The 22,410-nt window shown below is 52.0% G+C and carries 19 protein-coding genes and 1 other annotated feature (1 of these 20 cut by a window edge); of the genes, 3 read left to right on the top strand and 16 right to left on the bottom strand.

Features of this window, described 5'->3' with window-relative positions:
• Positions 1 to 198 (bottom strand) — a binding site (T-box leader) (it extends 54 nt beyond the left edge of the window).
• Between the two features lie 90 nt (positions 199 to 288).
• Both JNE38_RS10135 and JNE38_RS10130 read right to left on the bottom strand, forming a co-directional pair.
• Positions 289 to 1,803 (bottom strand): coproporphyrinogen III oxidase, encoded by a 1,515-nt coding sequence (locus JNE38_RS10135; RefSeq protein WP_203356442.1) that lies wholly within the window; start codon positions 1,801 to 1,803, stop codon positions 289 to 291.
• 99 nt (positions 1,804 to 1,902) lie between these two features.
• A complete protein-coding gene (locus JNE38_RS10130) occupies positions 1,903 to 2,073 on the bottom strand; it encodes a hypothetical protein (protein WP_203356441.1) in 171 nt (56 codons plus the stop codon).
• A gap of 232 nt (positions 2,074 to 2,305) precedes the next feature.
• Between JNE38_RS10130 and JNE38_RS10125 the strand changes: the two genes are divergently transcribed.
• A complete protein-coding gene (locus JNE38_RS10125; protein WP_203357493.1) occupies positions 2,306 to 4,138 on the top strand; it encodes an N-acetylmuramoyl-L-alanine amidase family protein in 1,833 nt (610 codons plus the stop codon).
• Between the two features lie 68 nt (positions 4,139 to 4,206).
• Here JNE38_RS10125 and JNE38_RS10120 read toward each other — a convergent pair whose 3' ends face one another.
• From JNE38_RS10120 to JNE38_RS10085, 8 genes are all read right to left on the bottom strand, one after another.
• A complete protein-coding gene (locus tag JNE38_RS10120; protein WP_203356440.1) occupies positions 4,207 to 4,758 on the bottom strand; it encodes a short-chain dehydrogenase in 552 nt (183 codons plus the stop codon).
• A gap of 21 nt (positions 4,759 to 4,779) precedes the next feature.
• On the bottom strand, positions 4,780 to 5,217 hold the full coding sequence (gene dtd / locus JNE38_RS10115; RefSeq protein WP_203356439.1) for a D-aminoacyl-tRNA deacylase: 438 nt from the start codon (positions 5,215 to 5,217) through the stop codon (positions 4,780 to 4,782).
• A gap of 69 nt (positions 5,218 to 5,286) precedes the next feature.
• Complete coding sequence (locus tag JNE38_RS10110) at positions 5,287 to 7,458, bottom strand: RelA/SpoT family protein (RefSeq protein ID WP_203356438.1); 2,172 nt, start codon at positions 7,456 to 7,458, stop codon at positions 5,287 to 5,289.
• A 524-nt stretch (positions 7,459 to 7,982) separates the two neighbouring features.
• Positions 7,983 to 8,495 (bottom strand): adenine phosphoribosyltransferase, encoded by a 513-nt coding sequence (locus JNE38_RS10105; RefSeq protein WP_203356437.1) that lies wholly within the window; start codon positions 8,493 to 8,495, stop codon positions 7,983 to 7,985.
• Between the two features lie 12 nt (positions 8,496 to 8,507).
• Entirely contained in the window at positions 8,508 to 10,862 is a 2,355-nt protein-coding gene (gene recJ, locus JNE38_RS10100) for a single-stranded-DNA-specific exonuclease RecJ (RefSeq protein ID WP_203356436.1), read from the bottom strand.
• A gap of 158 nt (positions 10,863 to 11,020) precedes the next feature.
• Complete coding sequence (secF, locus tag JNE38_RS10095; RefSeq protein WP_203356435.1) at positions 11,021 to 11,932, bottom strand: protein translocase subunit SecF; 912 nt, start codon at positions 11,930 to 11,932, stop codon at positions 11,021 to 11,023.
• A complete protein-coding gene (gene secD / locus JNE38_RS10090; protein WP_203356434.1) occupies positions 11,922 to 13,160 on the bottom strand; it encodes a protein translocase subunit SecD in 1,239 nt (412 codons plus the stop codon). The genes secF and secD overlap by 11 nt, the downstream gene beginning before the upstream one ends.
• 179 nt (positions 13,161 to 13,339) lie before the next feature.
• Complete coding sequence (locus JNE38_RS10085; protein ID WP_203356433.1) at positions 13,340 to 13,576, bottom strand: post-transcriptional regulator; 237 nt, start codon at positions 13,574 to 13,576, stop codon at positions 13,340 to 13,342.
• A gap of 87 nt (positions 13,577 to 13,663) precedes the next feature.
• On the opposite strand from JNE38_RS10085, the gene spoVB reads away from it, so the two are divergent.
• The gene (gene spoVB, locus JNE38_RS10080) at positions 13,664 to 15,250 is read left to right on the top strand and encodes a stage V sporulation protein B (RefSeq protein ID WP_203356432.1); all 1,587 of its coding nucleotides are present in this window, start codon (positions 13,664 to 13,666) and stop codon (positions 15,248 to 15,250) included.
• Between the two features lie 3 nt (positions 15,251 to 15,253).
• Here the strand turns inward: spoVB and JNE38_RS10075 are convergent, their stop codons facing one another.
• Positions 15,254 to 15,961 carry a DUF421 domain-containing protein gene (locus JNE38_RS10075; protein WP_428993718.1) on the bottom strand — a complete coding sequence of 236 codons (708 nt, stop codon included), beginning with the start codon at positions 15,959 to 15,961 and terminating at the stop codon, positions 15,254 to 15,256.
• A gap of 76 nt (positions 15,962 to 16,037) precedes the next feature.
• Positions 16,038 to 17,015, bottom strand: a complete 978-nt coding sequence (gene corA / locus JNE38_RS10070; RefSeq protein WP_203356430.1) for a magnesium/cobalt transporter CorA — start codon at positions 17,013 to 17,015, stop codon at positions 16,038 to 16,040.
• 133 nt (positions 17,016 to 17,148) lie between these two features.
• On the opposite strand from corA, the gene JNE38_RS10065 reads away from it, so the two are divergent.
• Positions 17,149 to 17,550, top strand: a complete 402-nt coding sequence (locus tag JNE38_RS10065) for a TIGR04086 family membrane protein (RefSeq protein WP_203356429.1) — start codon at positions 17,149 to 17,151, stop codon at positions 17,548 to 17,550.
• A 63-nt stretch (positions 17,551 to 17,613) separates the two neighbouring features.
• On the opposite strand, the gene yajC is transcribed toward JNE38_RS10065, so the two are convergent.
• The 4 genes from yajC to JNE38_RS10045 form a co-directional block, all read right to left on the bottom strand.
• A complete protein-coding gene (yajC, locus tag JNE38_RS10060) occupies positions 17,614 to 17,949 on the bottom strand; it encodes a preprotein translocase subunit YajC (RefSeq protein WP_203356428.1) in 336 nt (111 codons plus the stop codon).
• Positions 17,950 to 17,964: 15 nt separating this feature from the next.
• Positions 17,965 to 19,095, bottom strand: coding sequence for a tRNA guanosine(34) transglycosylase Tgt (gene tgt / locus JNE38_RS10055; protein WP_203356427.1), 1,131 nt, complete (start codon positions 19,093 to 19,095; stop codon positions 17,965 to 17,967).
• 118 nt (positions 19,096 to 19,213) lie between these two features.
• Positions 19,214 to 20,242 carry a tRNA preQ1(34) S-adenosylmethionine ribosyltransferase-isomerase QueA gene (gene queA, locus JNE38_RS10050; RefSeq protein WP_203356426.1) on the bottom strand — a complete coding sequence of 343 codons (1,029 nt, stop codon included), beginning with the start codon at positions 20,240 to 20,242 and terminating at the stop codon, positions 19,214 to 19,216.
• A 43-nt stretch (positions 20,243 to 20,285) separates the two neighbouring features.
• Positions 20,286 to 22,385 (bottom strand): SpoIID/LytB domain-containing protein, encoded by a 2,100-nt coding sequence (locus JNE38_RS10045; RefSeq protein ID WP_203356425.1) that lies wholly within the window; start codon positions 22,383 to 22,385, stop codon positions 20,286 to 20,288.
• Positions 22,386 to 22,410 lie beyond the last annotated feature (25 nt).

Here is a 22,410-nt window from a genome sequence, read left to right as displayed (position 1 = left end):
CGTTGAGTCACTCCTCTTCATAAAGCCGATAACGCCGGCGGACGCCTGTCAGTTACTGAGGAAGCCAATGCAGCTTCTGCCGTTCACTGCGGTCTTCGGGGATGTCATTCACCAAGTCGTCTATGAGAGCACTCTCAGCCACGGCACTCTCTCTCTGAATATCGTCTCTTGGATACTTGTTCCCGTCATCAGATCCATATTCCTGTTTCAAAAGCTTATTGTGAATCATAGCAAACCTGCTTACTCGGAGTCAACAGGCGCTATTATAAAAGTTTTTTTACAAAGCAATTATTGTGCCAGAGAAGTGGCTTTTCCGAAATATATGTCGTCCAGATCACGAAGCTTGTTCTCTACCAGTACCCGATACGTATCGTTGTACGTCTTGGGATCCTTTGGGTTCGGCCAGCGTGTCAGCTTGCCGCTTCCCGGCGCCATCAGCTTGGATACCGCTCCACAGCCGAGGCCGAGAATGGTCTGGACCTCTTCCATGATCATGATGTTGTAGATGCTCTCCTGACCTGGCTTGGAGTAGCCGACATTCTCCAGATTCCCCAGAATGTTTTTCTGACGGTACAGGTAGTATGGGTCGTATCCGTTTGCCGCAGTCCAACTCGACGCCATTTCCATCATTTCACTGATTTCTTCGCGGCTTGCCACTTTGTAGCGTTCCTTGTTTTGCGTCATTTCCGATGCACGCTTGAACGACAACGTATGGACCGTCAGGGAAGCTGGCATGAGCTTTTCCACTTCCTGCAGACTGTGTGCGAGCTCGGCCACACCTTCGTTAGGCAGGCCGATGATCAAGTCCATGTTGATATTGGTGAGGCCCATCTCCATGGCGAGGTGGTACTTCTCGATCGTTTCTTCGACGGTGTGATGTCTGCCGATTGCATTCAGCGTCTCCTGCGTGAACGATTGCGGATTGATGCTGATCCGGTCCACTTCCCAGCGCTTCATGACATCCAGCTTCTCCCGGGTGATCGTATCCGGTCTTCCAGCCTCTACCGTCAGCTCCCTGACCTTATCCATGTGCGGAAAAGAGCGGTGCATCGTCTGGAACAGCTGATCCATGTCGTCGGCCGTAATGCTCGTCGGCGTCCCTCCGCCAAAGTAGATCGAAGTGATCCGCTGATCGTTGTCCGTAAGCCATTTTCCGAGCTGCTCCATTTCGTAGTGGAGTCCCTCGAGAAACGGATTGACCGATGCCGTATGGCTGCGAATCGCATAGGCAGGGAACGTGCAATACGCGCATTTCGTCGGGCAGAATGGAATCCCGATGTACACGGACAGCTCCTGGTCGATCTGGTACAGATCCGGTACGACCTGCAGTTGCCGATCCACGATATTCTGGAGGAGCTGCAGCTTGTACGGGCGCAGGATCACATCTTCTTGCAATCGCTGATGCGCCTCGGCTTTCCCGATTCCGGCCACATTCATCTGGTGCAGCAGCTTCGTCGGGCGGATGCCTGTCAAGATCCCCCAGCCTTGCTCCATTCCTGTATATTCTTCCAGTATTAACAGCAAAGCATAGCAAAGAGCTTGCTTCGCCGTTTTGCGCATCGCTTTTTCTTCGCGGGACACATAGCTGCGATTGACCTGGTGATGGATTTGACGAGTACCGTCAAATAATTCTCCTGTCGCCAGCACGCCGTCTTCACGCAGCGTCAGGGTGAGTCTGAGCTTTAAGCCCGGCTCATCTGTCCACTGGCTCGTGAACGCGAGCTGCGGGTCTTCATAAAACAAAGCGAGAATCAGGGAAAGCTCCCGCTCAAATGCGTGTCCCACGCACGTAATCTCAATCATAGCTACACCTGCCCTTCAGTATGCCACTCTACATCTTAGCTGACCGGAAGTAAGCAGGTCAACCATCCGAGCGGCAACACCTACAAGCAATCCTGTCCATTACTTCCGTTTTCTGCGCAAATGCTGGACATCTCTCACGCTGATGTTGAACTCCCTCGACATTTCCACGTCATTGAGCGTCGACTCTTTTTCCAAAAAATCGTGAAAATCGACGGAAAACAGTTTTCGGTTCAGGTCCTGGGCGAATGTTTCCTTGTCTGACTGTCTCACGCCGTATTCCTCCTGGTTGCAATGTTCTTCCCCTATTATTGCCGCCAAGCGGGAAAAACAACCCTCGAAAACCGTGAAGAAGTTTGTCGGAAGATGCAGGAAAAAGCAGGATACGAGGCGAAAAAGATACCTTTGCAAAAAAACTTTGCCAAAAAGAGGCAAGAAAAAGAAGATTGACAAACATCAATCAGCTGGAAAGGATGTCACACAAGTGTTTCGTCAAAAGTTCCTGATGTCGCTCCTGACTATCGCATGCGCCGTTTCTCTCCCACTCACAACAGCTTGGGCCGCCGGTTCTGTTCAGGTTTCTGTGGACAAGCTCAACGTCCGTTCAGGTCCAAGCCTTCAGGATACCATCATCACTACACTCCCTATGAAAACGGCATTGCCAGTCGTCGCCACGAAAAATGACTGGATACAAGTAAAACTGCCGGATGGCAAAACAGGTTGGGTGGCCAACTGGCTAGTCACAGCCCAGCAGACGGCTGCACCTGCACCCCAGATCGAGAGCACAACCGATGGACTCAATGTGCGCTCAGGTCCCGGCCAGACATATGCCGTCGTACAGACGATCAATCCGGGAACGCGCTACCCTATCGTGCAAAAAAATGGGCAATGGATACAGATTCAGCTCTCTGGTCAGACAAAAGGCTGGGTGGCTTCCTGGTTGGTCAAGGAGACCACGAGCGGTGGACAGGCAAATCCTGCAGCACCTCCCCCTACTCCAACCACTCCGCCCGTCACACAAGCAGACGGAGGCACACCTGCAAAGCCGGGTGCCGTGCAAGGGGCCAGCCTCACTCTGGAATTTGCCCCCTACGTGTATGCCACGCCCGATGCCAGTACGCCAGCAATCGGACAGCTGCACGCGGGAGAAAATGTCACGGTCATCAAGCAGCAGAACGGCTGGATTCAATTTCAATACGATGGGGTAAACGCCTGGTTTTCCACAGATGAAGGCTCGATGCCTTCCCTTCCGACTACCGGTGCTGGAGAGGCCGCGGACACCTCAGGTACTCCTGCACAGCCACCCGTCGTCACTCCTGGGCCAACCGGACAGCCATCTGCTGCCAAACAAACAGCCAGAGTGAATACGGACGGACTCAATTTGCGCAGCGGGGCCAACACTTCCAGTGGAATTCTCGGGACCTTGGCAATTGGCACCACGCTGACCATCATGGAAAAACAAGGCGAATGGTACCGCGTACAGGCTCCAGATGGCAAAACGGGATGGGTCGCAGGTTGGCTCGTCACGGTCTCCCAACCGACTTATCCTACACCGAGCGGACCTTACGTCACCATCATCAATCCTGATACGAATATTCGCTCCGGCCCAGGTACTGAGCATGATGTCATCTCGCTCGCGCAGACCGGAGAAAAGTTTGCGATCACAAACAAAGCAGGAGATTGGTTCCAAGTGACCCTGGGCAACGGTACTAGCGGATACATCGCAGGATGGCTCGTTTCCGCCAGTGGCACGCCTGCCGTGATCCGTTCCAATGAATTGGCCGGAAAGGTCATCGTCGTGGACGCAGGCCATGGCGGCAACGACAATGGCGCAACAGGCTTGAGCTTTTCCACTTTGGAAAAGACGGTCAACCTGCAAGTGGCTCTTTTGCTGCGCAACAAGCTCGAAGCGGCTGGGGCAAAAGTCATCATGACCAGGCCGGACGATCGCAAGCTGACTTTGCAGCAACGTGTGGATGTCGCCATCGTAAACAAAGCCGATATATTCGTCAGTGTCCATCACAACACGCATCCCAATACCGCCACAAACGGCTCGATCGTTTTCTACTACAACCAAGGCAACTCCAGCAAGCTGGCCTCCCTGGTTCAAAATGAGCTGGTCAAAGCCACAAACTACAAAGACCTGCAATCCCGCTTTGGAGATTACTTCGTCTTGCGTGAAAATCCCGTGACTTCCATTTTGGCAGAGATCGGCTTCCTCTCCAACTACAACGAGGAGGTTCGCGTCCGCTCCGAAAAACAGCAGGATTTGGCCGCGGAAGGCCTATACAAAGGGATCATCCAGTTCTTCTCCTCGCAAAACACGCAAGGCAGCTAAGCGCTCATATAACAAAAAGAACGCAGGACAAAAGCTCCCGCGTTCTTTTTTCTTGCCTACGATATGCATCAGTAGCCGGGCCGTTTCTCCCACGGCTCCACGCTCCCCACGATAGACTGCGGACGATCAGCTTTGATCGCCTGTACGACTCCTCCTGCGATCTCATCATTTGTCAGCCAACGGGATGCAGGCTCTCCCGGCACAAAACCGAGGATGATGCGGCGATACAGGCATGAAGGGACCTCCTGCACTGTGGGAGGATCGATCCATGCTCGACTCCCGCAAACATGATACAAGCGCCACGCCTTTTCCTGCCCGGAAAATGCCCGCTGGATGATCGACAACGCCTCCGGAGCCGTCTGGTGGATCCACGCCACAACCAGATCCATCTCACCTCGATCGGATTGAAGCCTCGCCATCGCCTGCAAAAGCGCTGTGGAGTCTTGGTAGTCCAAGTCCAGAAGGGTAAACCGATCAGGTGTGGACGAATCATTTGCGACTCGTTCCAGCCTGCCTCGATCCCGCCCAACCACGCTCACATGGTAGCCTTCACGGGCCAGCCAGATGGTCGCATCAGCAAGCATTCCACTGCCGCCTACTACCAGCGCTTCACGCCCCATACGTACGCCCCCCTGTCTCCATTACGATTCTACAATCAGTGTAACAGGCCCGTCGTTGAGCAGGCGGACATCCATCATCGCGCCAAAGCGTCCCGTCTCCACTTGCAGCCCTTTTTCCCGCAGCTTTTTGTTGAAGAGCTCATACAAAGGCTCTGCGTGCTCTGGTCTCGCCGCCGCCATGAAATTGGGTCTTCTCCCTTTGCGACAATCGCCGTACAGCGTGAATTGAGAGACAGAAAGGATCTGACCGCCTGTCTCCAATACGGAGTGATTCATTTTCCCTTCCTCGTCTTCAAAGATGCGCAGGTTGGCTATTTTATCGGCGACGAATTCCACTTCCTTTTCGCCATCCTCGTGTGTAATTCCCACGAGCAGCATCAAGCCGTGCTCGATCTGTCCCACTACTTCTCCTGCTACTGTTACACTCGCTTCCCGGGTGCGCTGCACGACTACTCTCATCTCTCGTCCATTCCTTTCTCTTCGCTGCTGACACATTTATGTAAAGAAGAACACCCAATCCACGAAGGACTAGGTGCTCAAAATCCGGCGAACCGAATAAATATCCTTGATGCGCTTGATGCGCTCCACAACCTTTTGCAGATGATCCACATTGCTGATGGAAATCGTCATGTGAATGGTTGCGACACGGTTTTTGTCCGCCTTTCCACTCACAGCAGCGATGTTCGTTTTGGTCTCTGCAACGACTTGAAGCACGTCGTTCAGGAGGCCGCTGCGATCATTGCCCGTGATTTCGATCTCCACATTGAAGTTGTGCTTGAAATCGGTGTCCCATTCGACGTCGATCAGTCGTTCCGTGCATTCATCTGTCAGCACATTCGGGCAGTCGAGCCTATGCACGGAAACACCGCGGCCTCTCGTGATGAACCCGATGATCTGGTCACCTGGGACCGGCGTACAGCAGCGGGATATACGTACCAACAGGTTGTCTACACCGCGTACTTTGACCCCGGATTCGCTCTTTCCAGCATGCTGGGCGGGATTCGGCTTGTATTCAGGGATGACTGGATTCTGCTCTTCCCGCTCCCGACGCAGCTTGTCGACCAGACGAGTCACGATTTGCGAAGCGGTGATTCCACCGTAGCCGACCGCTGCGAACATGTCCTCGGCCCCCTGGAAGTTGAACCGCGCCGCTGCTTCCTTCAGGTTTGCCTCCGTCATCGCTTCCTTGATGTCAAAGCTGCGGGCCTTGACCTCAGCTTCCACCATCTGCTGCCCTTTTGCGACGTTTTCTTCGCGCTTCTCTTTCTTGAACCATTGCTTGATTTTGTTGCGGGCATGCGCGGACTTCGCCATCTTGAGCCAATCCTGGCTCGGTCCGTACGAATGCTTGGAGGTCAGAATTTCAATGATATCTCCGGTCTTCATCGCATAGTCGAGCGGCACGATCTTGCCGTTCACTTTCGCACCGATCGTTCGATTTCCGACAGCGGAGTGAATCCGGTAGGAGAAGTCGAGCGGCACGGAGCCTTTCGGGAGCTCTACGACATCGCCTTTTGGTGTGAAAACGAATACCGTATCCGAGAACAGGTCTTGCTTGAGGCTTTCCATGAATTCCTGAGCGTTTGGCGCTTCTTCAGAGCCGCCTTCGATCATCTCACGCAGATTGCCCAGCTTCTCGGCGAACGAGCCTTGCACGACATTTTTGCCCTCTTTGTAGGCCCAGTGAGCCGCGATCCCGATCTCTGCCGTCTGATGCATATCCCACGTGCGGATTTGCACTTCCAGCGGTTCGCCTTTTGGTCCGATCACCGTCGTATGCAAGGACTGGTACATGTTGGTTTTCGGCATTGCAATATAGTCTTTGAAGCGTCCCGGCATCGGCTTCCACAAGGTATGGACAATCCCCAGGACCGCATAGCAGTCGCGGATGTCATTCACGATGATGCGCAGGGCAAGCAGGTCGTAAATCTCGTTGAACTGCTTGTTTTGCTTCGTCATCTTCTTGTAGATGCTGTAGATGTGCTTCGGTCTGCCGGAGATCTCCGCCTCGATATTCAGCTCGCCCAATTTCTCGCGGATCGTATCAGAGGCTTCGTTCAGATAGGCTTCGCGCTCTACCCGCTTCTTCTGCATCAGATTGACGATCCGGTAGTACTGTTGGGGATTCAAGTAGCGAAGGGATGTGTCTTCCAGCTCCCATTTGACAGACGCGATCCCCAAGCGGTGAGCCAGTGGTGCGAAAATCTCCAGCGTCTCATCGGAAATTTCCCGCTGCTTTTCTTCTGACATGTGCCGCAAAGTTCGCATGTTGTGCAAACGGTCAGCCAGCTTGATCATGATGACCCGGATATCCTGAGCCATAGCAATCAGCATCTTGCGGTGGTTTTCCGCGAGCTGCTCTTCTTTGGATTTGTATTTAATTTTTTCCAGCTTCGTCACGCCGTCAACCAAGAGGGCCACATCCGGTCCAAACTGCTCCCGAAGGTAATCAAGTGTGATCTCGGTGTCTTCTACGACATCGTGCAAAAAGCCCGCTGCGATCGTGACTGCATCCATGTGCAGGTTAGCGAGAATGCCCGCTACGGCGATCGGGTGCATGATGTACGGAACACCGGATTTTCTCACCTGGCCCTCGTGTGCTTGATCAGCCAACTGATACGCGCGTGTAATCAGATCTAAATCCGTCTCGGATAAATACGTGCTAGCTTTTTTTACTACCTCATCAATGCCGGTAATCATAGTTCCCTTCCCTTATCCTCTCATAACAAAGCCTCGACTGAGGTTTGCTCAAAGTTGGGCGACCGCGCTTACGCGGAAAGTTATACCGCAGCAACGCATGAAGCGGGCGCTGAGGTACTTCGTCATGTGCTCCTGAATTCATGAGTGTGTTCGACTGACGAATTCCTATACGGTAAAAAAAGCTTCTGATTGAAGTTCTTACGAAGGAGCCGGTCGAAGCCTTTGCATGGACTTTCCTATCAGCCTGCCAGAGAAAGAACGACAGAAAAACGATAGTATATGAGAAAACCGAGCTTGCCTTGCCGTAGGCGAAGCCGTCTCACTTTCTGATAGTAAAAAAAAGACCTGCGAAGCCGGTTCACAAAATCGTTCTGCGTTAGGATGGAAAAAGATAATCATGTCTATTTCATACTATTATCTTGTAAGTCGTTCGTATTGTAAAGCTGATTTCCCCTGTAAAGTATGAACAGTCTAGGAAATAAGCAAAAAACGGGCGTTCGGCCCGTTTTCAGGTTGCTACGTTATTAATATTGCACCAAGGATTTCACTGGGATGTCTCCGATTTTTTTGCGTCCATCCAGGTAAGACAGCTCGATGAAGAACGCTGCTCCCACGACTTTTCCTCCCAGTTGTTCAATCAGGTTGATCGTAGTCTCGATGGTCCCACCCGTCGCAAGCAGGTCGTCCGCGATCAGCACACGTTGCCCAGGCACAATCGCATCGACGTGCACGGCGAGAGCATCCTTTCCGTATTCGAGGTCGTAGTCTGCTTTGATGGATTCGTATGGCAGCTTGCCAGACTTGCGGATCGGTACAAACCCGATGCTCATTTCATAAGACAGTGGCGCACCTACGACAAACCCGCGTGCTTCCGGTCCTGCGATGACGTCTGCCTGAACTTCACGAGCAAAAACAGCCAGCTCCTCGATCGCAGCGCGGTATGCTGGACCGTCTTTGAGCAGCGTCGTGATGTCTTTGAAGCGAATCCCAGGCTGCGGGAAATCAGGAATGACGCGAATGTATTGTTTGAAATCCATGAATAATTCCTCCTATAAGGTGGCAGGTTCCACCAACTGATGAAGCGTTCGAATCAATTCATCTGAAGATGACAGCAGCAAGTCCGTTGCCAGCTCGGATTCTTCCTTCCAAGCCTGGTAAAGCATGGAGCTCTCCAGAGGACGTTTTCCCTCGGGATTTTGCAGTCGGTACTGTCCTGGCTCTTCTGCCAGAAACCCGAGCTCCATGAAGATGGCGATCATGCCGTCTAGCAGATTGCGCTTCCACTTCAGCTTTTTAGCCAGTGCATCCAAATGAATCTGCGGGACCACAGGCACTTGCAAAAGAAATTGGTACAATTGCTTGAAGTGCTCACGCCCAGGGCAAGATAGCTTTTCCATTCCCAGATCAGGGTCACCAAACAGGCAGTAGATGCGTTCTGCCTGACTTACCTCGGCCAAGATCTCCTTCAATTGGGCACGGCTCTTGGGCATGTCGTACAGAACCACATTTTGCAGCGTGGAAGCTGTCTCCTTGAAAGGAGCGACCCCTACCAAAACGATGGACTGCACCTGCTCAGCCGTAGCCTTTGAGCTCAGCGACTCGTAACTTTCTTCCCGAAACAAGATCGTGCGGGAATTCGGCTCTGCCGCTAGCAAAAGCCATTTGTCCCATTTATCTCGGCTTCCCCTCCAGTCAAACACTTGCTGATGAGGCACCGCCAGATCACGTATGGTCAACTGCGGTTTGCGATTCCCGTTCCATTCGTTGACGGATAGCTCGCCAAGCACGCGGAACTTCGCTTTGGGCGTTACCTTTTTCGTGACATGGGCCCAGTTGAAGCCTATGGCGTCAACGGTCGTCCCCGCTTTTTGCAAGGAGCACTTCAAGTGATTGTCATCTCGACCAATGGTGCGCATCCCGCTGGTTTCCACGTCTTCGAGCAGGACAAGCGGTGTAGGGTTCCCCATTCCGTACGGGGCCAGCTGTTCGAGCTGCTCAGCGGCATCCAGACTGACTTCCTGTATGTCCATGGATACATCCACCTTGGTCAGCGGTGTAAAGTCTTCAGGGGTCAGCCACTCTTTGGCCAGCTCATTTAAGCGCTGACGCAGCGGGTCGAGGTTTTCCGTAGGCAATGTCATGCCTGCTGCCATCGTATGTCCGCCAAAGTGCGGCAGCCATTCCTTGCAAGCCGTCAGCGCCTCATACATATCATAACCAGCAATGCTGCGTGCAGAACCCTTGGCTGTACCTTTGACGGGATCGATCCCGAGTACAATGGTAGGCCGATAGAAAGTCTCCACCAGGCGAGAGGCGACAATCCCCACGACTCCGACGTTCCAGCCTTCCTTAGCTACCACCAGTACCTTATGATCGTCAGGCGGAAAATGCTCATGCACCATCTGAATCGCTTCTTCGGTCATCGTCTGCACGAGCTCTTGTCTCTCACGATTCAGGTCGTCCAAAGCTTGGGCGCATTGCTCCGCTTCGGCGGGGTCTTCTGTCGTCAACAGCTTGACTGCCGATTCTGCTGTCTCCAGCCTTCCGCTAGCATTCAACCGCGGTCCGAGTGCAAATCCGACATGGCCGGCTGACAGCTCGGTATCGGCTAGTCCACACACGCGGACGAGCGCCTGCAGTCCGACATTTCGAGTCTGGTTCAAGCGTTTTAAACCTGCTCTCGCCAAGATACGGTTTTCGTCTACCAGCGGAACGAGGTCGGCGATAGTTCCCAATGCTGCCAGATCGGCGAGATGCAAGGGAGCTTCTCCCAGAAGCGCATGCCCGAGCTTGAAAGCCACACCTACACCCGCCAGCATATCAAACGGGTACGAACAGCCCGGCTTTTTCGGATTAATCACAGCAAATGCCTCCGGGATGACAGCCGGAGGTTCGTGGTGGTCGGTTACGATGACCTCAAGACCCAGTTGGTTCGCAAATTCTACCTGCTCTACCGCACTGATCCCGGTATCGACAGTAATGATCAGCTTGTAACCGCTCTGGTGAAGTTGAGAGAGTGCGTCTTTATGTAACCCATACCCTTCTGTAAATCGGTTGGGGATGTAGTAATCAAATACCGCGCCCAATTGTCGCAACAAATGTACCATTAACGATGTCGAACTGACTCCATCCGCATCGTAATCTCCGTAAATACAGATCGGTTCTCTCTTCTCGATGGCTTGCCTGATGCGATGTACGCTCTCCTCCATGCCATGCAGCAAGAATGGGTCATGGAACAGCTGGGGACCTGCGTGAAGAAAGTCTCGAGCCTTCTGTGGTGAATCAAGACCGCGAATCACCAACAGCTTGGAAACAAGCGGAGTCAACCCACACTCAGCAGCAATGGACGCTGCCAATTGTTCATCGTAAGCTGCCAGTTGCCAGCGTGATTTCGCTTTCAACAATGAGCCCACCTCCAATCCTCATTCATTATAGAGGATGGAGCGTGAGACTGACAACTGCGTAAAATAAGGGGGGACCTATGCTCATGAAGTAGAAAACCGCGGGGAGCTTCCCCGCGGCATTTTTGAACAGGCTGTTATGAGAAGAAACTGCGTTAGGCTTATGCTTTCTTCTTCAGCATATTCCGTTCTTTTAAATTCACCCAAATTTGAGCAGCAATAAAGATCGAAGAATAGGTACCGCTTACCAGACCGAACAACAGGGCCAAAGAGAAATTGCGGATGCTCTCGCTACCCAGCAATGCAATTGCCAATACGGTGAAGAATACGGTCGCTACCGTGTAAACGGAGCGGCGCATGGTCTGCCAAAGGGATACGTTTACGAGATGCTCCAGATCTTCAATGCTCCTGGATTTCATGGTTCTGAGATTTTCACGGATCCGGTCAAAAATAACGATTTTGTCATTAATGGAGTAACCGAGAATCGTCAAAAGCGCTGCGATGAAGGTCAGATCGACCTCAAGCCCCAAAATGGAGAAAATCGCGATCGGGATAAAAACGTCATGCAGCAGACCAGCAACTGTCGCAACCCCGAAGAGCCACTGAAAACGTATCGCGATGTAGATGACAATCCCGATGGAAGCGACCGCTACAGCGATTGCCGCTTTTTTCACCATCTCTTGAGCAATACTCGGGTCTACCGTGGATACTTGCTTGTTTACCTGGTCCCCGTATTTCGCTTTCAACGACTGCTCCACTACCATCAGCGTGTCGGATGAGACCGTTTTATCAAAACGAGTGAAGGCCTGGTACGTACCGTACGTCGTTACTGGAGAGAACGCCACATCCGGAATTTTCTCCTTGATGATTGCCTCTACTTCTGCAGGCTTGAATTCTTTCCCAATATAGAGGTCAAGGCGTGTACCCGCTTTGAAGTCTACGCCCAGATGCAGACCTTGGATCAGGATGAACAGCAAGCCAATGATGATAATCGCGGAAGATCCGATAAAAAACTTCCGGCGGTTTTTTACGATATCAAATCGAACGACCGTGTCGTGATTATTAAAGCTCACCGATCTCACTCTCCTTTACTCCGAACCAGAACGGCTTTTTAAACATGTTGGAGCGGATAACCAGCCAGAGGAGGAATCGAGATCCGAACACGTTGGTAATGATACTTACGACGATCGTCATGGCGAGGACAACGGCGAATCCTTGGATGGAGCTCGTCCCAAAGTAGAACAGCACGCCAGTCGCAATCAATGTTGTGATATGTGCGTCCAAAATGGTGATCAAGGAACGACGTTCACCGGCACGGAATGCCGAAAGGATCGTTTTTCCGGAACGAATTTCTTCCTGAATGCGCTCGTACGTAATGATGTTCGCGTCCACGGCAATACCGATCGAGAGAATGAAACCTGCGATCCCCGGCAATGTCAGCGTTGCGTCCATCCAATCAAGTACGACCAGACAGAAATACGTAAATCCAGCCAGTGTAATGTTCGCAATCATACCTGGCATGCGGTACACGAACAGCATGAACAAGAAGATCAAGGCCGCCCCGATGTATCCCGCATAAATCGTTTTTTGCAGAGCAAGCGCACCCAGGGAAGCGCCCACAGAAGTTACCTGTTTCTCAATCAGCTTGGCAGGCATCGCACCGGAGTTCAGCAGGTCAGCCAGCTCCTGAGCGGATTCCCGAGTGTAATCCCCCGTGATTTGCGCACTGCCGCCCGTGATGACCGATTGAATGGTCGGGTTCGTTTGCAAGTTTTCATCCAGATAAATCGCCATGCGTTTATGTAGATTCGCACGCGTTACATCTTCCAATTTTTTCGCATCAGAGAATTTCACGGTTACCAAAGGACGTTTCAAGTCATCGTAGCCGACTGCTGCGCCATTCGGAGCCAAATCGCTGCCGCGCAGTATCGTTTTTCCAGCCTCGTCACGGAAAGTCAATACAGCGGGTTTCCCGATCAGTTCGCGAAGCTTGTCCTGGTCGGCGGATTGCGAAGCGATTTTCACACGAATACGGTTCGGCAATTCTGTATCGATAACGGGCTCTACCACGCCACCAATGTTAATCCGCCTCTCAATCATGTGTGCAGTTGATTTGAGCAAATCAATATCAACTTTGTGTCCAGCTTCAAGCGGTTCTACTTCATACAAAATTTCAAAACCACCTTGAAGGTCCAGACCGAGTGTGATCTTACCTGCCACCTGCGTGGTCGTCGTTGCTACCAACGTGCCGAGTAAGGCTACAACAACCAGGAACAGGAGGAATCTTCCCCATTTTATCATCGCAGTAATACCCCTCTTTCGTAACAGGGTCCCGTCCCTTGACGAGAAACCAGTATGCCCATTATAGCGAAGTATGAAAAAACGTGTCAATTATTGCTGGAAAAGTGAACCATGGTAACCAACCCCTTGCGCTTGCTTGCACATTTTCTTTCATACGAATGTGCGGCGAGGAAGTTTCATCATGAATTTCGATACATTTGGATCATGAGGTAATTCATGTACTTGTTGGGCTTCAGGGACAGGACATCATTGACCAGGCGGTGCATCGGCGGGATCTCCTTGTACGCATGGCTGACACACTCCCAAATATCTTTTGCCGTCACATTTTCATAGCCGAGCAAGGCAAATTCTTCCGCTTTGCTCTGGCAAATACTTGAAACATGCCGAAACCAACCATCTTTTTCCGCTTGGTCCATCTTTTTATTCCCTCCCCAAAGTAGTCATGCCGACTGTGGCACGTCCATATTCTGTATTAAGTGAATTTCCTTGCAAAGGAGCCCTCCATGAGACAGTCATTCTTTTACGGGACGGTCATCCTCATCATCGCAGGCGGCGTGACAAAAGTATTCGGATTTGCCCACAGAATCGTGCTCTCCCGTATCATCGGCGCAGAAGGGATGGGTCTCTACCAGATGGTCGTGCCCCTCTTGTACTTCCTGATCACCTTGACCACATTCGGATTGCCTGTCGCGATCGCAAAGCAGGTCGCGGAAACGGAAGCGGCCAAAAACCCACGATTGACTCGCCGGTTTCTCGTATTGGCACTGTCTGTTGCGGGTGGGATCAGCCTGATCTTGTGCTCCATTCTTCTGCTATTCTCTCACTTGATCGCCAGCAGTTTGTTTGCGGACCCGCGCGCTCACATCGTCATGCTCGCAGCCATTCCCGTCATTCCCATCTCCAGCATTTCCCTGGTGCTGCGGGGGTACTTCCAAGGCAAACAGAACATGATTCCGACGGCCATCTCGCAGCTGGTGGAGCAAATGGTCAGAATGGCCTTGGTCGTCGTGATGACGATCACCTTTTTGCCAGCCGGCATCGAGTACGCGACGGCAGGGGCAGTAGGCAGCATCATTTTCGGAGAAGCGGCCGGACTCTTGTACATCTTGTGGCAATATCGAAAAGGAAGCAAGCATACAGCATCCCTGCTTTTGGAAAAGCCATTTCTTCAAGCGGTGTCCGCGAGCAAAGCGAGCCTGCGCCAATTGATTCACGTGGCGCTGCCGGTGACCATGAGCCGAATGATCGGCTCCATCGCCTATGTCCTGGAGCCGATGCTCGTCCCGCTTGCCCTCGTCATCGCCGGATTCACCACATCGACCGCTACGGGCTTGTACGGGCAGTTCGCAGGAATGGCCGTACCGCTTTTGATGTTTCCGACATTCCTTACCTATTCCTTGTCGATTTCCCTCGTTCCTGCCGTCGCGGAAGCCGCCTATCAAAATAATGCTCCCCTCGTGCATCGTCGCATCTATCAGTCGATGCGGATCACACTCGTAATAGGAGCACCCTGCACGGTATTGCTGACCATTTTTGCTGAACCGCTGTGCGGATTGATCTACGGAAACCAATTTCATGAGGTCGGACTTCTGTTAAAAGAGATGGCGCCTTTTTCTGTCTTCCTCTTTTTTCAGGCGCCACTCGCTGCAGCCTTGCAAGGACTGGATTACGCTCAGGTCGTCTTTCGCAACACCCTCATTGGTGCGATCGTGAAAACAGCAGCCATGTTTCTGTTTACGGCTCAACCCGCCTTTGGCATCCATGGGACCGTGATTGCACTCAACATCGGAATCACGCTGGTCACTCTGCTCCATTTTGCCAGCCTCATCAAAAAGATCGGCTTCACCATCGACATTCGCGAATTTGGCAAGATCGGGGCCGCCATGATCGCCATGGGTTACGCTGGCTCCTACATGGCAAAGCATTGGTTCATGGATACATCCATCGGACAGCTCTTGCTCGTCTGCACGATGGTCAGCACGGTGCTGTACGTCGTCTTGCTGGTCGCGATGCGCGTTCTGGGCAAACAAGACGTTCGCCGCATCCCATGGATCGGCGAACAATTGGCAATCTTTTTTCCACGCCGCTGAGGATTACTGCAGCGGCTGTTTGTCTTTCTTATCCAGGTAAATGATTCCGCGCTCGTCAATGCTGCAGAACGATACCTCTCGAATATCTTTTATTCCGTACTTGCGAATTTCCCGTTTGAGCCAAAGCTCATTTTGCCCGATTTTATTGAGAGCTTCCATCCGGACTTTGCCGTCGAGGATTAGCGGGATGGGCAGACCCTTGTAGGAAACAGGGCCAGATGATTCATGCTCGGATATGCCCAAGTCCTCTCGAGTGACCGGATCCTTGCGCGCTTTTAAAAAAACGCTCATCTGTCCTGTCGGCTCCAACAGAGCGAATTCTACATCCGCTATGTTCTTGACGTTCTTTTGACGCAGATGCACCATCAGATCATCCATGTTTAGGCGATTTCTCCGCATCGCGCCTTCCCTGATCTCACCATTTTCAATAATGATGTCTGCCGAGCCGTCTACCACGTCTCGGACTTTTTTGCTTTTCAAGGAGATATACGCCATTGCGATCTCCAAAACCCCAATGAGCATCATCGGTATGTAAAACAGGCTCGCCGGTTTGTCGATCTCCTCGATCGCCAGAACAGCCATTTCCGCCAGCATGATGGAAATGACTACATCAAAAACGGAAAGCTTGCCCAGCTCCCGTTTCCCCATCAATCGCAGCATCACCAGCAGAAAAAAATACGAAAACAGGGTGCGTAGCAATGCAGTTGTCATATCTTCCACTTCTTGCGCCCCCCACTGAACATTTGCTACTAGTCTTGTTCAGCGAGGGGGCAACTATAAGCGCCAATTACAGCCACTTGCGCTTGCGGAATATATGGAGCATCGCAAAAGTCATGGCCAACATGATGACAAGCGCGATGATGAGCATGTACTTCTCCGCTTCTTCACCCAGCCACGCAAAGGTATTCATTCCAAATAAACCGGTGATGAAGGTCAGGGGCAGGATAATGGTGGAAATGATCGTGAGCACACGCATCGTTTCCGTCGTTTTCGCACTGATAATGGTGTAGTACGTATCCAGCGCACCGTTTACCAGATCGCGGAAAGTCTCCGTCGAGTCGGAAATCCTCTCCAAGTGGTCTGTCAAATCACTGTAGAACGGAACGTTTTCCTCGGATATATCGAACGAGTAACGGCCATTTACATTGGCGAAGATTCGTTTTTGCGGCATAATCACTCGACGAATCAAAATAATCGTTCGCTTCAGCGCCAGGAATTCTTCCGTAATTTCTTCCATCTGATGCTCGTAAATCTCGTCCTCCAGCTCGTCAATCCGCACGCTGATTCGGTCGATAATCGGGAAGTATTCATCCGTAATACCATCCACGATGGCGTACAGCAGGTAATCCGGGCCCCGATTCAGGTACGAAATGTTGCGGTGGCACATGGCCGCGATTCTCCCGATGGTATTCATTGGTGATTTGTGAATCGTGACGATGTAGTTCGGACCGAGAAACACGTTCAGTTCTACCGTCGTAATTTCATCGTCGCTCTCTTCGTTATAACGCAGGGCGTGAAAGACGAAGAAATAGTAGTCGTCGTACTTGTCTACCTTAGCACGCGGACTGACGTGCAGGCAGTCCTCAATTGCCAGCGGGTGAAAGTCGAAGATCTTGGCAATATAGGGAAGTTCATTGTTTCCCACATCATACAGATCAATCCAGAGCAAATCCTCGGGAGATTTCAGCCATTGGTCTTTGGTAGCGAGATCAACGTCATGAAACATCTTCTGTTCTGAGTGGTTATAAAAGTACGTTTTAATCATCTTTCTTCACCCCCGTCTTGTTCCTCATCCATCATACGAAAATTCCTTTCAATGTTCAACGCGAAGATGAATACGTCAGCCAAGCCTTTCATATAGATGGTACAAACAGTTGACCAGTGAGGGGGTAAATACCGTGCGGAGTGCTTCCACCTCTGTACTAACAGGTCTTTTGTATACGCTCGGTCTCGTCTTGATCGGAGCGCTGCTCGCTACCTTTCTACTTAGCTTTACCAATCTGCGTGAAAGCTCCCTGCCCTATTTTACGTACGTCATCAACATCATCGGACTATTGATTGGCGGTTATGTGACAGGGCGGCGTTGCGGTGGCAAGGGCTGGTACTATGGCGGACTTACGGGGCTCACCTATTTCATTCTCGTCCTGCTCATCGGCTTCCTCGGCTTTGATGCACCCATGCAATGGGGAACCCTCCTCTTTCTAGTCGGTGCCTTTGCATTGGCAGGACTTGGCGGCATCCTCGGAGTCAATTCCATCAACACCAGCCACAAGCCAAAAGGGATCAAGCCGAGACGATAAGCTGGCTGGATCCGAAACCAAAGAAAAAAGCAGGCGGGCTGCCCCACCTGCTTTTTCCTTTTATTATTTCGCTTCTTCGCTTGCTTCTTCGGCTTTCGCTTCTGTTTTCACTGGCTCAGTCTTTGCAGGAGCCGCATTGCTAGCGGAAACGACACTGTTGATGGCACCGCGGTCAAACGTAACATTCACATTGTGAGCTACGCGCAGCGTAACGGTGTCATCTGTCAGTTCTTGAATCGTTCCGTGCATGCCGCCAATGGTAACGATCTTGTCGCCTTTTTTCACTGCGGCTAACATGGCGTTACGTGTTTTTGCCTTCTTTTGCTGCGGACGGATCAGCAAGAAGTAGAAAATCGCAAACATGATGATGATCGGTAAAAAATTAGTTAAGCTATCCATGTAAATCCCCCTCGATTAAAAAGATCTATCTTCACCCAATCCATATTGAGCGAAAAACTGGTCGCGGAAATCTTGCAAACGGTCTTCAGCAATAGCCTGGCGCACGTTTTCCATGAGCTTCACGAGGAAGTGCAGGTTGTGGTACGTCGTAAGCCGAATGCCAAAGGTTTCCTCCGACTTGACCAGGTGTCGGATGTAAGCACGGGTGTAATTCTTGCAGGTGTAGCAATCGCAATTTGGATCGAGCGGCGTAAAATCACGGGCGTACTTCGCATTGCGAATCACCAGTCTGCCCTGGCTTGTCATGCATGTCCCATTGCGGGCGATACGTGTAGGAAGCACACAGTCGAACATGTCGATGCCGCGGATCGCTCCGTCGATCAGAGCGTCAGGCGATCCCACTCCCATCAAATAACGAGGCTTGTTCGTCGGAAGGAGCGGAACGGTGCTTTCCAACACTTCGTACATCAGGGAGAAAGGCTCTCCAACGCTCAATCCACCGATCGCGTAGCCAGGAAAATCCATGGAAACCAGATCTTTTGCACTCTGCGCGCGCAGGTCATGGTACATTCCACCTTGAACGATTCCAAACAGCGCTTGTTCATTCGGGCGTGTATGCGCCTTCAAGCATCGCTCGGCCCAGCGAGTGGTTCGCTCCATCGATTTTTGCACGTAATCGTACTCAGCCGGGTAAGGAGCGCATTCATCAAATGCCATGAAAATATCGGCACCGAGCGCATTCTGAATCTGTGTGGCCTCTTCCGGACCGATAAACAGCTTTTCGCCATTCAGATGGGAACGAAAGGAAACTCCCTCTTCCGTTATTTTGCGCAAATTGCTCAAACTGAAGACCTGAAATCCACCAGAATCTGTTAGAATCGCGCGGTCCCAGTTCATGAATCCATGCAGTCCGCCCGCCTCTCGAACAATCTCATGTCCTGGGCGAAGGAACAAATGGTACGTATTGCTGAGAATAATGCCGGCACCCATCGCCTTGAGTTCTTCAGGGCTCATCGTTTTTACCGTTGCCTGGGTACCGACGGGCATAAAGACAGGGGTGTCGATCGTCCCATGCGGCGTATGGAGTTTGCCGAGACGTGCACCGGTTTGCTTGCAAGTTTTGATTAGTTCGTAGCGTACAGCCAACTCTTTGCACTCCTCAAGCTATGTATGTAAGTCTTTCCTATTATAAAAAAATCTCACAATGAAGTAAACCCACATGACCTAGCGGATATATAAACGAATGCGAATATCCACAAATTAGCTACAAAATCAGCATCGCATCGCCGAAACTGAAGAAACGGTATTCTTCCTCGACCGCCGTCTTGTAGGCTCGGAGGACATTCTCTTTCCCCGCCAATGCACTCACCAGCATGACCAAGGTCGATTTAGGGAGGTGGAAATTCGTCAGCAATCCATCGAGAATGGAGAACGAATAGCCTGGATAGATGAAAATATCCGTCCAGCCGGAAGTCGCAGCCAGCTTACCTCCATGCGCTTTTCCCACCGTTTCCAGCGTTCGGCAGGAAGTCGTACCGACGGCGATCACACGCCTGCCCTCTGCCTTGGCACGGTTGACGATTTCCACCGTCTCTTCGGGAATCTCGTAATACTCGGAATGCATGACGTGTTCTTCGATCGTATCGGCTGATACCGGTCGAAACGTCCCCAGTCCTACGTGCAAGGTCACATAGGCGAGCTGGACACCTTTTGCTGCAATCTGCTCCAAGTAAGGCTTCGTAAAATGAAGGCCTGCCGTTGGAGCAGCTGCCGATCCACGCTCGCGGGAGTAGACGGTCTGGTAGCGCTCCTGGTCATCCAGCTGTTCATGAATATACGGCGGAAGCGGCATGGAGCCGAGCTGGTCCAAGATTTCGTAAAAAATGCCTTCGTAATGAAACTGGATGATCCGACCGCCTGTATCCGTCACATCGAGGCATGTGCAGCGCAAAAGCCCGTTGCCAAAGACTACCTCTGTTCCAGGCTTCATCCGCTTCCCTGGCTTCACGAGTGTTTCCCAGCGGTCATCGCCGAGTGATTTTAGCAAAAGAACCTCGATCTTGGCACCTGTTTCTGCTTTTTCTCCAATCAGCCGTGCAGGCAGTACCCGGCTGTCATTCATCACTAGGACATCACCCGGGACAAGATGATCGATCAAATCCGTAAATCGTTGATGCAGGATGTCCCCTGTTTCTTTGCGAAGGACCAGCAGTCTGGAAGAGGTGCGCTCCTCCAGGGGGTGCTGGGCAATCAAATGCTCCGGCAAATCAAAATCAAATTGTTGCACATCCACGAGTCGTTGCTCCTTTTATGACAATTCATGTGCTTCCTCGACGTCACTCTTCGATTGTCACATCTTGGTAGTAGTGTTGCAAGATCTCCTTGTAGTCATACCCGCTCTCTGCCATTGCTTTTGCTCCGTACTGAGAGACGCCGAGTCCATGACCGAAGCCTGTCCCTCTGAAGAGAAACTGCTGAGTCTTGCTGGCCACACGCCAATCATCAGTTCCCCGATAAATCAGAAACTGGTCGTTGTAGCCATTCGCCGATACAGAACCGTAACCGTCAGCGCTGAGCGCCTGTACATTGCCGCTTCCGGCAGGGTACGTCGTACGCTTGCCTCCCGCTCCCAAAATGGTGAATGTCCCCATTTCCTCCACATCAAACTTGGTGCTGCGCAAGGTACTGGCTCCTTGCTGAAAAATAGAACGATGCGCATCCGGTGAACTTGCGGCAATTTTGATACCGTTTGCTTCCATTTCCTGAACGCGGCCGGACGGTCCCCGCTCCGTCACCTGGAGGCTTTTGAGATTGGTTGGAACACGCTGTGCATTGCCCTTTGCCTGCACAGCGTTAATCATCCCGGCTACCTCTGCCGGTGTGTATGGCCCCCTCGTCCAGGAATACGCGTTTTCCTCTGCCTCTTCGGACACGATCGTAACCTCGGCTCCTGTCGGCAGCGTAGAGAGCACGCGATGATATGCCGTGCTCGGGCCGGAACGCAGGTTTGTGCTGTTGGTGCTGACGACCGCCATTCGCAATCCCACTGGATTTGTCCCGCCGGTCACTTTCACCAGATCACTCCGAATGTACCCGAGCGTGCCATCAGCAAGTGAAACGAGATACCAGATCTTCGCCTTTTCTAACGGTTCGGTATCCTCGCTCATGACGGGCCGCAGGTACGGAACCGGATTTCCCCACACTTCTGTTCCATCCGCGGTCATCCCCCCAGCATTGGAATAAAACAAAGACTCGGCAATCTTTCCTTTGTAGTAGATGACTTCGCCTTCCGTTTCATCTACCGCTTCCCGAATATCCTTTGACTCCTTTGTATACCCGTAATAAGCCTGTTCGTAGACGGTATCCGACAAGTTTGCGATCCCGTACTTATTCCCTGTCCCTACCGCACGGGTGCGGGCGAGAACCGCCTGGGTCTTGAGTGCCTCGATCGGCCAGCCTGGAGCCATTTCCGAACTGACCACGCCGTACAAGTACTCTTCCATGGACAATTCATTGACCAAGGTCAAATTCCCTTTGTACTCGGACAGCTCCATTTCCCCGCGATAGGTGCGCTTGTCCCGCTCCACGACGCCGATCAACGCTACGGATCCGGCTTTTTTCGGCTCGACAGTCAGTTTCACGTTTGGCGAGAATACGTACTTCCATATTGTATCACTTTTGGAGCCGTACGCGTCCTGTTTCAGCACGACATATGCCTGGGTAGCAGGCTGCTTGTACGAAAAACCTGGAACCTCCGCTGAAGCTTTTCTTGCCAGTGCTGAGAGAGCGTCCTGGCTCACCTCATCCCCAATCCATACCGCAAAAGTCGCCTTGCTCTTGTCTCCCACCAAAACGGGATAGGCAGATATCCCTGATGCCTCGAAGATTGCTTGCCAATCCTGGGCTTCCTTCAAGCTGTTGAATCGCCCCGCCTCAAGCCGCAGAGGACCTTTTACTACCGGTGCCTGACCGGTAGCTTGGCTAACTGCTTTTGCCTGATTCGCAGCTGCCTGATAGGTTCCGTACGTCCCGCTCACTACTTGGTAGATCGTTTGGCCGGCCCGTTTCACGACCTGAATGCTACCTTCGTACTTGCGCTGGCTCATCTGCTGAGCCACTTGCTGCGCGCGATTCCAGTCGCTGGATTCCGCCACGACCAGATGATATTCATCCACCCGGTAACGAGCCTCATCACCGCCGAGGTTCGGTAGCTTTGCTTTGCCTTCCGGTCCTACCAGCGTCACATCCATTCCTTTTTCAGTCGTTAGCGTTACAGCTGGCACCACACCGCGGTACCCCTGTCCTGTATCCACAAAGAGAGCCACCCGGATATTCTTGCTTGCCGCCTCAGCAGGGGTGTACCCTCCGAGAAGTGCAGCTGATATCAGACCCGCCGAAAGGACTTTTCCCATCCATTTCTTCCACATGTCGTCCATCGTCCTTCCCTTCCTTTAGGTTTCG

It is taken from the genome of Brevibacillus choshinensis (assembly GCF_016811915.1).
In the GTDB taxonomy this organism is placed as follows: Bacteria; Bacillota; Bacilli; order Brevibacillales; family Brevibacillaceae; genus Brevibacillus; species Brevibacillus choshinensis_A.
This window is presented reverse-complemented; position numbering and strand designations above follow the sequence as displayed.